General features: G+C 46.2%; 12 protein-coding genes and 1 pseudogene. 8 read left to right on the forward strand and 5 right to left on the reverse strand.

Going from position 1 to position 11,779, the window contains the following annotated elements:
* The first annotated feature begins 49 nt into the window (after positions 1-49).
* From cobU to C9I92_RS10235, 4 genes are all read left to right on the forward strand, one after another.
* Positions 50-583, forward strand: a complete 534-nt coding sequence (gene cobU / locus C9I92_RS10220; protein ID WP_047884419.1) for a bifunctional adenosylcobinamide kinase/adenosylcobinamide-phosphate guanylyltransferase — start codon at positions 50-52, stop codon at positions 581-583.
* Between the two features lie 82 nt (positions 584-665).
* Positions 666-1,289 carry a histidine phosphatase family protein gene (locus tag C9I92_RS10225; RefSeq protein WP_107193840.1) on the forward strand — a complete coding sequence of 208 codons (624 nt, stop codon included), beginning with the start codon at positions 666-668 and terminating at the stop codon, positions 1,287-1,289.
* Between the two features lie 11 nt (positions 1,290-1,300).
* The gene (locus tag C9I92_RS10230; protein WP_047884418.1) at positions 1,301-2,779 is read left to right on the forward strand and encodes a cobyric acid synthase; all 1,479 of its coding nucleotides are present in this window, start codon (positions 1,301-1,303) and stop codon (positions 2,777-2,779) included.
* Positions 2,780-2,860: 81 nt separating this feature from the next.
* Positions 2,861-3,394: a GNAT family N-acetyltransferase gene (locus tag C9I92_RS10235; protein WP_084712502.1), complete on the forward strand. Its 534-nt coding sequence runs from the start codon at positions 2,861-2,863 to the stop codon at positions 3,392-3,394.
* A 69-nt stretch (positions 3,395-3,463) separates the two neighbouring features.
* On the opposite strand, the gene C9I92_RS10240 is transcribed toward C9I92_RS10235, so the two are convergent.
* Positions 3,464-4,426 carry an amino acid ABC transporter permease gene (locus tag C9I92_RS10240; protein WP_047884417.1) on the reverse strand — a complete coding sequence of 321 codons (963 nt, stop codon included), beginning with the start codon at positions 4,424-4,426 and terminating at the stop codon, positions 3,464-3,466.
* Between the two features lie 6 nt (positions 4,427-4,432).
* On the reverse strand, positions 4,433-5,254 hold the full coding sequence (locus C9I92_RS10245) for a transporter substrate-binding domain-containing protein (protein WP_047884416.1): 822 nt from the start codon (positions 5,252-5,254) through the stop codon (positions 4,433-4,435).
* 735 nt (positions 5,255-5,989) lie between these two features.
* Between C9I92_RS10245 and C9I92_RS10250 the strand changes: the two genes are divergently transcribed.
* Together C9I92_RS10250 and C9I92_RS10255 are read left to right on the forward strand one after the other, a co-directional pair.
* On the forward strand, positions 5,990-6,706 hold the full coding sequence (locus C9I92_RS10250; protein WP_047884415.1) for a methyltransferase family protein: 717 nt from the start codon (positions 5,990-5,992) through the stop codon (positions 6,704-6,706).
* 198 nt (positions 6,707-6,904) lie between these two features.
* Entirely contained in the window at positions 6,905-7,336 is a 432-nt protein-coding gene (locus C9I92_RS10255) for a GNAT family N-acetyltransferase (RefSeq protein ID WP_047884414.1), read from the forward strand.
* A gap of 121 nt (positions 7,337-7,457) precedes the next feature.
* On the opposite strand, the gene cspE is transcribed toward C9I92_RS10255, so the two are convergent.
* Positions 7,458-7,667 carry a transcription antiterminator/RNA stability regulator CspE gene (gene cspE / locus C9I92_RS10260; protein ID WP_047884413.1) on the reverse strand — a complete coding sequence of 70 codons (210 nt, stop codon included), beginning with the start codon at positions 7,665-7,667 and terminating at the stop codon, positions 7,458-7,460.
* A 603-nt stretch (positions 7,668-8,270) separates the two neighbouring features.
* A pseudogene (locus C9I92_RS10265) lies at positions 8,271-8,471 on the reverse strand (amino acid ABC transporter permease); the annotation flags it as partial.
* 296 nt (positions 8,472-8,767) lie between these two features.
* Here C9I92_RS10265 and C9I92_RS10270 point away from each other — a divergent pair.
* Positions 8,768-10,429: a site-specific integrase gene (locus C9I92_RS10270; RefSeq protein WP_047884412.1), complete on the forward strand. Its 1,662-nt coding sequence runs from the start codon at positions 8,768-8,770 to the stop codon at positions 10,427-10,429.
* 191 nt (positions 10,430-10,620) lie between these two features.
* On the opposite strand, the gene C9I92_RS10275 is transcribed toward C9I92_RS10270, so the two are convergent.
* Positions 10,621-11,040: a helix-turn-helix domain-containing protein gene (locus C9I92_RS10275; protein WP_053061760.1), complete on the reverse strand. Its 420-nt coding sequence runs from the start codon at positions 11,038-11,040 to the stop codon at positions 10,621-10,623.
* 492 nt (positions 11,041-11,532) lie between these two features.
* Between C9I92_RS10275 and C9I92_RS10280 the strand changes: the two genes are divergently transcribed.
* Complete coding sequence (locus tag C9I92_RS10280) at positions 11,533-11,769, forward strand: hypothetical protein (RefSeq protein ID WP_047884411.1); 237 nt, start codon at positions 11,533-11,535, stop codon at positions 11,767-11,769.
* Positions 11,770-11,779 lie beyond the last annotated feature (10 nt).

Below are 11,779 nucleotides of genomic sequence, written 5' to 3' on the forward strand. Positions count from 1 at the left end.
CTCCTTAACATTCGTCTTAGTTATTCTGCAAGCGGGAAAGACAACAGTTTTGTTTAGAGTAAACACTGAGTTAGTGCTGGGCGGAGCCCGGAGCGGGAAAAGCAGTCATGCTGAATATCTGGCGCAGACTTCCGGCCTCGATGTCATTTACATTGCGACGGCTACCGCGGGCGATGAGGAAATGGCTGCCCGTATCGCTCATCATCAACAAACAAGACCCAACCATTGGGCGTTGGTGGAAGAGGCGGTCGATCTGGCGGGAGCGATAAGGCGGCACAGTTTGCCGGATAATTGCCTGCTGATTGATTGCCTGACGCTGTGGTTGACGAATTGTCTGTTTAACGATGAGTTAGCACTCGATTGGCCGGGCCAGAAAGCGGCGTTGCTTGCTGCGCTGGCTGAGGCGCAGGGAAGAGTGATTCTGGTGAGTAATGAAGTCGGACAGGGAATTGTGCCTATGGGGGCGATGTCGCGTCGATTCGTTGATGAAAGTGGCTGGCTGCACCAGACTATAGCCCGACAGGTGGACAGAGTGACATTTGTGACAGCAGGTATCCCTCAAATATTGAAAGGCGAGGCATAGCCGTATGGCATCGCATGGAACTGCATGGCATACCTCTATTTTGGGCCGGCTGTGAAAAATAGTTACAAAGACTGGATCTGGTATGGATAAAGGCATTACAACGCGGGTCGATATTTTGCGCCACGGGTTGCCGGAAGGGCATCGTTGTCTCCGGGGACATACGGATTTTGCGATCACCGCCACCGGGCTTGAGCAAATGACTCTGGCCGTCGCAGGGCTGGAAGATATTGAGCAGGTTGTCTGCTCACCGCTGCAACGCTGCAGCCATTTTGCACAAACTTACGCTCGCCGTTTTACGCTGCCGTGTCAGGAAAGCGAATTATGGATGGAAATGAATTTCGGAAACTGGGACGGCCAACCCCATGACACACTCTGGCAGTCTCACGGACAACACCTGACAGATTATTGGGAGAACCCGTGGCAGTCTACACCGCATGGTGGTGAATCACTGCGTGAATTTGACGGCCGGATCGCGGACGCCTGGAAGCAGCTATTGGCTGATCATGCCGGAAAGCGGATTTTACTGGTGACCCATGCCGGAGTGATGAAACAGTTAATGCGCATTTTGCTGGAGATGCCAGAAAACGCCGGTTATCTGCAGCGGATTGAATTACCGTATGCGGCTCGTTACCGCGTCACAAACTTTACGGATGCCAACGGGCAGGAGTGGCCACAACTTCAATGGCCCAAAGAACAACAATTTTGAGTGAGAAACAGATGCAACCGACTACTCGAGCCCTCATGGTGCAGGGAACCACGTCTGACGCCGGAAAAAGTGTACTGGCCGCCGGGCTTTGCCGTGTACTTGCCCGAAAGGGTATTCATGTCGCGCCTTTCAAGTCGCAAAATATGGCGCTGAATAGTGCGGTGACCCGTGATGGCGGTGAAATCGGCCGGGCACAGGCAGTACAGGCACAGGCATGTGGCATTGAGCCAACCGTGCATATGAATCCGGTACTGCTCAAACCCAATACCGATATTGGTGCTCAGGTTATCGTGCAGGGCAAAGCACTGGCCGACATGGACGCGGTAGGGTATCACGGCTATAAGAAGGTCGTGATGGGACCCATCATGGAGTCATTTGGTCTGCTGCAACAAGAGTTTGAAACGGTCATCATTGAAGGCGCTGGTAGCCCTGCAGAAATTAACCTGCGCGAAAACGATGTTGCCAATATGGGTTTTGCAGAGAATGCCGATGTGCCGGTCATTATTGTCGCAGATATCGACCGCGGCGGTGTGTTTGCACATCTGTATGGCACGCTGGCGCTGCTCTCGCAAAGCGAGCAGGATCGGGTTATTGGTTTTGTTATCAACCGTTTCCGCGGGGATATAAAACTGCTGGAGTCCGGGCTCGATTGGCTGGAGCAGAAAACCGGTAAACCTGTGCTGGGTGTATTGCCTTATCTGCACGGTTTGATGCTGGAAGCTGAAGATGCCATTGATGTGCAGCAATCAGCACCAGCTGAACATCAATTGCAGGTTGCTGTCCCTGTTTTGACCCGGGTTAGCAATCATACTGATTTTGATCCTTTACGCATGCACCCTCAGGTAAATCTACGATTTGTAGGCAAAGGGCAGCAAATTCCGCCATCTGATCTTATCATTATTCCAGGGACTAAAAGTGTTCGCAGTGATCTTGCGTTTTTGAAATCTCAGGGATGGGACACGCAAATTGCCCGCCACCTTCGCTTGGGAGGAAAAGTTATGGGCATTTGTGGCGGCTATCAGATGCTCGGAGAATCCATCTCAGACCCGAACGGTATCGAAGGTGAGTCAGGCATCAGTGCCGGATTAGGCTATCTTCAAACTTCCACCGTGTTAGCACCAGAAAAACAACTAAAACAGGTAAGCGGTACGCTGACCATGCCCGGACAACAGCCGGTGGCCGTGCGCGGTTATGAAATTCATGCCGGAGTAACGGAGGGTGTGAAGGAAGACGCGCCAGTTCGTTTGGCTGATGGGCCGGATGGTCAGTTTGGGCTTGATGGTCAGGTGTTTGGTACTTATCTGCATGGTATTTTTGAGCAACAGTCAGCCTGTGATGCCATTTTGAACTGGGCCGGATTAACCGCGACGCAAACCCCGGACTTTGACCAGCTTCGGGAACAGGGCATTGATCGTGTTGCGGACATGTTGGAAGCACATATGGATCTTGCCAGGTTGTGGCCACAATGGGCAGACAGATTTCAACGTTAAGGGCGCGTAAATACAAAGAAATGTGACACCGGGCTAACATGTCCAGGGAAGGCTAGCCAGCTCAGACAGAGAGGGACGAGTATGATTCTAGATATATCACCGAGTATCAGAACACCACGATTGTATGTTCGGCCTTGGCACGAGGGTGATTTACCTAGCCTTCACAGGATAATGTCAAACCAGTCTGTTCACACTTATACGGGGGATGCCCCCTGGACAGAAGAGAAAGCGCGCACTGAGCTTGAATGGTATCAGGCAAATAAAATGGGCTGGAAATGGAAAGGCGGCTATTTTAACTGCCCCCTTGTATTGGTGGACTGCGATACCCTGATTGGTAAAGTCGGGCTGAATCCTTACGACGAAAGTGAGCAGGTTGCTCAAATTGAGTGGACAATCAGTGAGGAACACTGGCACCAGGGATATGCAACTGAAATTGGCCGGGCGATTCTGGAATACGCTTTCCGTGAGGGTGGATTCAAACGAATTGTGGGCTTTACGACCAGCCGGAATATGTCTGCGCGGCAGGTGATGAAAAAGATCGGCATGGTGCATATCGGCGATCAGGAGCACAACAACCGGAAACTGTGCGTTTTTCAAATACAGCGGGAGTCGTAGGACTCCCTTTTTGTTTAGCTTGTGTTTTTTCGCATGTTAACGCTTCACCGTCAGCTTAACGCTTTAGCGTCATTGTAGTAAATGGCGTCGGCTATGATGCTCTAACTTGCTGAATAACAATGAAAGACTGAAACACAACAGAAAATAGCCCGCGCCAACCAGCAGCCATATTTCGAAAATTAGCCCGGACGAGTTCGCGATTTCACTACCAACAAACGTCAGTTCCTGAATGGATATCAACGAGATGATCGACGAATCCTTAACCAGCGAGATAAATTGGCCTGCCAGAGGTGGTACGATCCCGCTTAATGCCTGAGGGAAAATGACATCTCTGAACTGTGACCAGCGTGACAGCCCCAGAGAGTTTGCCGCTTCCCATTGTCCTTTATCAATAGCGTCTATTCCCGCCCGGACAATTTCTGCAATATAGGCCGCAGAAATCAGGCCGACACATAACACGCCGGAAAAAAGGTTTTCCCACAGAGCGGGCGGGCCAAACAACCCGTTCTGTACAAGGTTAACGGATGAAGGAGACTGTCTGAGTATCGACTCAAGTCCCAATAGCGGAACCAATTGGCTGGAAATGAAAAAATAGAAGATAAAGACAAACACCAACGGCGGAATGTTTCGCACCAGTTGGATATAAGCTTGTGCTGGCAAGCGAAACAGCCAGAACGAAGAGCGTCTCGCCAGTCCCAGCAGCAAGCCTAATGAGGCAGCAAGCAGCATTCCCCATAAACTTAAACGCAGAGTGGCGATTAACCCCTGAAAAAAGTAGGGCAGTTCACCATTTTTCCCGTTAGTGAGAATCAGGTTAAAGGCTTTGTCCCATTGCCAGTGGTAATGGATACCAATGGCCGAACGATACCAAAGCCAACCCAAGATAGCCGCCAGAAACGCCAGCAGCAACCAATCCAGACGGTTCAGAGGAATCCGCCGTGAACGTCTTCGGCTCTTTTCCTCTGAGCCCTGGGAAGTCTGATGGACGACTGACTGTTGGCCAGGAGAAATCTTTTTGTGATTCACTGGCATGGCGAGTTATTGCCCTTCGGCAACTTGATCCTGCCAATCCAGCGTTGTGAACCAGAAGTCATGGCGTTCTTTGAGCCAACCATCTTCATTGCGCAGCAGAATCCAGTTATTGAAGAAATTGAGCAGGTCAAATTCACCATGGCGAATAGCAAACGCTTCTGAACCACGGCTCAGGCGCTCAGTGAAAGGCAGGTATAATTTATTGCCGTACTGAATTGTCATCTGTTCAGGTTTCGGTGAAGAGGCGAGTACGGCCTGCGCATTTCCGTTTAGCACTTCCTGAAAGGCTTGTGCATCATCATCAAACTGACGTAATTGTGCTTTTGGGAAGTACTTCTTAGCAGTCTGAACGGTAAAAGCTCCACGTCGTACCGCCAATGTTACACTGCGTTTGTTGAAGTCATCTAATGTGGTTTTACCTCCGGCTATATCCCGGTTGGCGGCCAATTGTACCCCGGAGTGCGCATAGGGTGTGGTGAAGAGTACGCTCATATTTCGCTCAGGGGTAATTGACATACCACCAATGATCACGTCAAATTTGCCCGCCAGTAAGGCCGGAATAATTCCATCCCAGGCCGTTGGGATGAATTCCACTTTCAGCCCGGCATCTTTGGCAAGGCGTCGTGCAACATCGACTTCAAATCCAATCAATTCTCCCTGTTTGTCTCGCATAGCCCAGGGAACAAAAGTCGATAAACCGACCCGTAATGTACCGCGTTCTTTTATTTCGGTCAGCGTGCTCTTTTCAGAGGGAGAGTTTGCGGCCGAAGCCAAAGTGGGGGCAAGCAGTGAGGTTATGGCCACCATCATTAACAGAAATTTTTTCATGCTTCCTTTTTCCTCAGTATCCTTTTCGTTGGTCGAATTATGGCTTTGTTGTTTGTTGTTTGTTTTGTTGTGTTTGGCTTGGCGCTATATAAGACTTCAAACGGCATCGTGGTTTAGGTAACAGTACTGCGCCTAACTGTGCAGCGCCTAACTGCGCAGTGTCTTACAGTGGTTAGGTCAAAATGGCCATTACATAAACAGTAGACGAATTCTAGGGTTAGGTAAGGTAAATTCATTTAAAATCATGGCGTTGCTGGAGAATGGGTGTCATAAGTAAGAGCTGACGTAGCGCCAGTTGCCCAACTAACAAGGTATTGAGCGCCGACAAGACCAATATAACCAACAAGGTAAATAACACCAACAAGATAAGCAAATCATTTCTTAAGGATGTTAAGCCGATGATCTACGCCTTAGATATGTTTTTCAACATGGTTGCGGCGACAGCTTAAAACGAAGGGGAGAAATTTTCTTTCTTATATGCGAATCAGTTTGAAGAGGGGAGAAATTAGTTACCTGATTTGTTTTGCCCCAATCAATTAAGAATAATCGATACCTACAATGGACTTGTCTGTTAATTGGCCTAAATTATCTAATGATTCTGTATGTATTTAGTTGGTTAAAGCTCTAACCCATCGGTGGGTTAGAAAATTGGGTGCAGGTTAACCTCGTTGTGACGTGTGGCACCTGAACGGAGCTTTAGAGGCACACATAAATCCACTTCATTTTGGGGATGATATGTCAGCAAAGGCTAATGAAGAAGCAGCTCAAACAGTATCCCCCCGTCATTGGTTCGGATTAGTTGTGGTATATCTCTTAATCCCTCTAATTTTACTGATATGCGGTGGGGACCTTGGCTGGTGGCAGGCGTGGCTATTTTCTATTCTGATCTTGGCCGCCGGTATCGGTGGACTCATGTGGGCGGAACAACGACATCCTGGATTAACAGCTGAAAGACATAATATTGAAAATATCAAAAACGCAAAAGCCTGGGACCGAGTGCTTGCTCCAATGATGGCGGTGAGTGCCGGGTTTCCTATGGTCATCGTGGCGGGGCTGGACCACCGCTATAACTGGTCCCCCGAATTTGCTCAATGGCTCATCGTAATTGGCTTTATTTTGATCTTGCTCGGATACGCTTTCGCTTCATGGGCATTGGCTGAGAACCGCTTTTTCTCAAGTGTTGTGCGCATTCAGACGGATCGAGGCCATGTGGTGTGTGACAGTGGCCCATATCGGTTTGTTCGGCATCCGGGTTATGCCGGAGTTATCTGTGCATCGTTCGGCATTGTTCTTGCTTTGAACTCGGTATGGACACTGATTCCTGCGGCGGTTGCATCAATCATCACGGTGATTAGAACTTTACTCGAAGACCAGACTTTACAGGAAGAGTTGCCGGGTTATCGAAGCTACGCCCGACGCGTGCGCTATCGGTTGATTCCAGGGGTATACTGAAATAGATTGAGTAGTGATCTTCCAGAGCAGAGATTGAGATCCAACAGAAAGAGTTACGCGCTGCCTTACTAAGCTGAATTTTTTCGGCCCCAAAGTGAGTCAGAGCCTACCACATAAGATTAAACTGCGTAATGGTTTGGCAATAATATGTCCACTCGCGGCTGTACATGAATTTCAGCCAACTCTAGAGAAAATATTATGACTGTAGAAAATGTGCTTCCTGAGTATTACGCAGAAATGCTTGATGTTTGGGAAGACTCAGTCCGAGCAACTCATCACTTCATATCAGAAGAAGATATTGAGTTTTTTAAGCCGATAATCATCGAACAGGCTTTTCCTACTGTCATATTGAAATGCGTAAAGAGTGAAAGTGGTTCAATTTTAGGCTTTATAGGTACCTATGATTCAAAGGTTGAAATGCTTTTCATCTTAAACGAAGCCAGAGGTAAAGGCGTTGGGAAGGTGTTGCTGAGATATGCTATTGATCAGCTAGGAGCGACCAAAGTTGACGTGAATGAAAAAAATTTATTGGCTGTGGGCTTTTACGAACAGATGGGTTTTAAAGTAACTTCCCGTTCACCAGTTGATGATGTGGGTAAAGCGTTTCCAATTCTGCGCATGGCATTGTAAGGCTAGGTTTGTCGTAAACAAACTTGCTAGAAGCAACTCTTAAGGCTAATAACTTTCTCAGTGCAGCGTTGCTGATTGTTAGTTGGCGTAAGTGGGTTATCCACTTACGCCAAAATCTCAATTATAGAGCAACAACGTTAGCTGCTTGAGGGCCTTTTTGACCTTGCTCTACATCGAAAGATACTTTTTGGCCTTCAGAAAGAGTTTTGAAACCTTCTGAAGCAATTGAACGGAAGTGAACGAATACGTCAGCACCGCCGTTGTCTTGAGTAATGAAACCAAAACCTTTCTCTTCGTTAAACCACTTTACGATACCAGTTGACTTAGACATATAGTGTCCCTTTTATTTTGAAATTAATAATGTTACTTCGATTCTCTGAAGATTGAATTATTTAATGTGACGATAAAGCTAAGGGAAACACAGAGGATAACAACATTAACGAAGAAATTCTTAGGGTTTACTTTTACTTGGAGTTTCATTAATAAGTCTGAACATCAGAGCAGGTAAGATAATACCCCATTACATAGTAAAGTAAAGGTATATTTTAACTGGTCTTTAAAAATCTGATTCAGACATGCTAAACAGTAGGATTCTTATAGCATTCACTTCTCTAGCTGAAACGAGTCGATCAGACATGTGTTGCGAATAGCCACCAATCAGTAGATACGATTTAACTTAATCTCATATCGCTTTTCATACTCTTCTGGCAGCCGCTGATTATTGGGACCATATTCTACTAAGAAACTAACTCGCTTCTGTCCAGTTTTGAGTTACTACGCCTCCTGTTTGCCTGAGTTTAATGATATGTTACAGGGTAACTTGTGGTGGCTTGTCTCGCAAATCGACGAGAGGAGTGCGTCGTTTTACGAATTGTTCTCATCTATAAAATCATTGGAATAAATGAATAGCAAAAAGTGAGATTACCAATGACTGTTAGTGACTGCCACCATTCTGGCCTGCTTTAAGCCTATGTTCTAACCATGCAGCCAGTGCTGAAAGTAAAAGTGTCGCGCACAAATAGATGGCCGCGACGGTAAACCAGATCTCAAACGGCATGGCGGTATCAGCCACAATATTGCGTCCTTCGGTGGTCAGGTCAAAAATGGCCATATAATGACTAATGGAATGGTTTTTGTTTTCAACCTCATTAATCTGAATAAAATCAATGTGTTAATGTTTTTTTGATATTGCTAAACCGACGAAACCCGTCGGTTTGTCGGTTTGTGAACGGTGTTTTTTGTGATTTTTATCACAATTCCCGTCGGTTTGACTTTCTTTCAATACCCTATTTCTCCTTCTTTTGGCCTTTCCAGTCAATTTTGTGCCTATAACCTTCATTTTGTTAGTTAAAGTCCTCCGGATTACAGCCTTCCAGTCAGTTGTTTTACGCTATTGGGTTGCGGTATTGATAGCCTCGGAGGACTACTGAAATGAAAAACAAAGAGCTGTTATTCAGCATCACCCCTAGAGGAAATGGCAGGTTTACAATTCGCTCTAGTTACTACCGTCTTCTTGGAGATGAGGTATGCGGCCGGATAGGTGAATCCAAGAAAAAGGAAGTATCTTTCACCTTGGCCGGAACAAGCGAGAAGGCTACCGCTATCGCAATCGAGGCCACCCGAATCTTTAGACGGGTTCGTGAAGTAACCGAAAAGTTGAGTAGTCTGGATGCCGACTCAGAGAGCTTCACTTCTATCTTTGACTTTGCCGTTGTCTACTGCAAAACCGGCATTCACGATCTTGAAGAGCTTAAAGACTCAGAGTTCAGAGCTGTCTTTAAGCAAAAAGCCGTTACCGCTCTTAAACAAGCGATATCCGAAGAGGCCGAAGAGGTCGTTAGCATTCGAGATATAGAGGTAAAGACCGCAATCAGCACTTTTGGTGATTTGATAAGAGGTTACTTTGCCAGTGAAAGGGACTCGGGAGAAATTGCTCACGTAACAGTAAAGCAGAATTACGGACACGTGAATAAATTACTGGATGTCCTCGATGAGAACACGCCCTTAGAGCACCTTTGCAAAAAGACTATCCGAACCATTATGGGGAAGCTGAAAGTCTATCCAGCGAGAAAAGAAGCGTATCACGGGGATATTCCATTCGAGATAATTGTTGCCACCGAGGCTGGCCGGTATACCGCCATTAACGAAACAACCTACAGCTATGTCTTGAGTTTCCTCCGGAGAGCACTCGGCTGGGGATATGATGAAGGTCATATGTCGGTTGATTTGCGAAAAGCCTGTTCGGAGAAAAGCAAATCAAGGAACGGGGTTCATAAAAGCAAGGGCGCTTTTACTATACCCGAAAGCGAGATCGACACCGCCTCTACGTTCTTGTCTCAAAGCAAGAAGGTAAAGCCGTTTGATTCAGAAATGTTGGACGCCATTTACCGGACTCACTTTTTCCGTAGCAAAAGACGAAGAGGGCATATTGCTCGTTACGGCTATTACCCGTTGCACTTTTGGCTTTATCCGATTTGCCAGTTCACCGGTATGCGCAGTCGCGAAGTCGCCCAGCTATCAATAGATGACGTGGTGTGTGTCGGGAGCATCTGGTGCTTAGTGGTTAACGATGCCAAGTTCTACCAGCGCGTGAAGTCCGTAAATGGGCGCAGGATTATTCCCGTGCATAATATGTTGCTCGAATTGGGTTTGCTGGATTATGTAGAGTGGCGGAAGAATCTGAAGGGGGTGCCGGAGATTTACGACCCTCTGCTGATGACTCCTGTGGTTGATAAGTTCATCTTCTCGAATGCAGGAAAGAACCTGGATGTGTCCAGAGCCATTAGAAAAGAGGCAGACATACCTTACGGGAGACAATACACCTGCCATTCATTCCGGCACTTGTTTATTGATGTTATTCGGTCGAAGAACATACCTGAATGGAAAATAGCACAGATAGTCGGCCATGATGGGAGAACCAGCGGCGAGGTAGCTCTGACAACGACCAAGTATGGTCACAGGGCGCTGAGCGTTGCGGAGCTGCAAAAGATCGTCAACTTATATGAGTCTCCGGTCGATGTGTCATTTCTTAATTGGGAGAGATTCAGGGACAATTTGCTACAGGATTGGAAAGAGTATCGGCACGTAAGATGAAGGCACCAAAATTACCGAAATGTATGGTTGGCTAGTAGGGGCAAAGACCTAGTTTTGCAGCGCTAGATACTAAAAAGCACCGTTTAAACGGTGCTTTCTTGTATGGAAGGGCTTGTAGAGGTAGAGAGTTGATGAAGCTCTAATTAGTTGTCGATCGTTAACTGATAACAAAGTGAAACTATTCGGGAAAATTAATCCAGCCCTTTAACGAACTCATCAAAGAAATCTTGCATTTCCTTCAACTTCTCCTGAGTAAGTTCGACATCCACTTTGCCAGCTCTAATCAGTGAGTTTTCAAAAGCATTAGCGGCATGTCTGCCGATAGAGTTAACGTTTGTTTTTCTTTTAATCCAGTCAGCAAGATGAGGCTCATCTTGCTCCAGAACAAGCATCATTAAATCGGTTTCATCAACCTCCAGACTTCTAGCAAGAGCAGGGACACGAGCTTTGTTCAGCTTAGATCTACCACTTTTCAGCATTGTGATGTTGTTTGCGTTAGCATAACCAGCCTCTTTAGCAATGGTGATCTGGCTCTTACCGCATTCCTCAATCGCTTTAGTAAGGAATTGAGCGACGATCGCATTCGGATTTTGCTTGTCTGTTGGAATCATAACGTTATCTCGTTCTTTAGTTAGTTCATTATGTTCGGTGGAGTCGCTTCATAAAGCGCGTCAATACGCATCCGCCGCAACTCACCAACTTCCATAATCTGCATTTTACTAATTTTATTAATTAATTCTTTCAGCGTAGTGTTAGTGCAGTTCTAACTCATCGCTTATTTATCATTATGTTTCTTATAATACCACATGGTCAATTCTGTATGGATATACAGTGTTTGTTCTGTAGCTCAGTATTCATGGGTTTGTGATCTCGTCATGTGAGATGTTTTATTTTTAAGTATATGAAAAATATGTATTTAATTTAATAATCTCCATATGTTTTGCAACTTTAAAGCAAGGAGCTGCTTTGAAAAAAAATGCAAAATATATGTTCCTTGCTCATGATTTTTTCCTGTTGACTCAATTATTGCTAGGCATATATCATGATGTGTCTAAGTAATTAGTTAGTTAGTATCCTTGTTTCAGACAAAGGCAACATCAGCGATGAACGAAAACAACAAATCAAGCTACTTTGATTTAGGTGGAGTATCGGTTGAGTTGATGGAGAAGGGAGGAAAGCTGATGCTTGTTCTATCTGGCGCGGTGACCCCTGTTTCCGAAGATCTTGATGATACTGTATTGGAAATTGTTACCTCAGAAGATGGCAGCCCGTATATGCGACTGGCCGACCGAGAGGAATCGTTAGAGCTTATAGCTGACCGAGTATCCATGTTGCACTAAACCAAAAGCA

The sequence above is a fragment of the Photobacterium ganghwense genome (assembly GCF_003025595.1).
Lineage (GTDB): Bacteria > Pseudomonadota > Gammaproteobacteria > Enterobacterales > Vibrionaceae > Photobacterium > Photobacterium ganghwense.

Bases quoted from the DNA above. Each gene is read 5' to 3' on its own strand.
- C9I92_RS10225 (WP_107193840.1), top strand. From the start codon at position 666: ATGGATAAAGGCATTACAACGCGGGTCGATATTTTGCGCCACGGGTTG.
- C9I92_RS10230 (WP_047884418.1), top strand. From the start codon at position 1,301: ATGCAACCGACTACTCGAGCCCTCATGGTGCAGGGAACCACGTCTGAC.
- C9I92_RS10235 (WP_084712502.1), top strand. From the start codon at position 2,861: ATGATTCTAGATATATCACCGAGTATCAGAACACCACGATTGTATGTT.
- C9I92_RS10240 (WP_047884417.1), bottom strand. From the start codon at position 4,426: ATGCCAGTGAATCACAAAAAGATTTCTCCTGGCCAACAGTCAGTCGTC.
- C9I92_RS10245 (WP_047884416.1), bottom strand. From the start codon at position 5,254: ATGAAAAAATTTCTGTTAATGATGGTGGCCATAACCTCACTGCTTGCC.
- C9I92_RS10250 (WP_047884415.1), top strand. From the start codon at position 5,990: ATGTCAGCAAAGGCTAATGAAGAAGCAGCTCAAACAGTATCCCCCCGT.
- C9I92_RS10255 (WP_047884414.1), top strand. From the start codon at position 6,905: ATGACTGTAGAAAATGTGCTTCCTGAGTATTACGCAGAAATGCTTGAT.
- cspE (WP_047884413.1), bottom strand. From the start codon at position 7,667: ATGTCTAAGTCAACTGGTATCGTAAAGTGGTTTAACGAAGAGAAAGGT.
- C9I92_RS10270 (WP_047884412.1), top strand. From the start codon at position 8,768: ATGAAAAACAAAGAGCTGTTATTCAGCATCACCCCTAGAGGAAATGGC.
- C9I92_RS10275 (WP_053061760.1), bottom strand. From the start codon at position 11,040: ATGATTCCAACAGACAAGCAAAATCCGAATGCGATCGTCGCTCAATTC.
- C9I92_RS10280 (WP_047884411.1), top strand. From the start codon at position 11,533: ATGAACGAAAACAACAAATCAAGCTACTTTGATTTAGGTGGAGTATCG.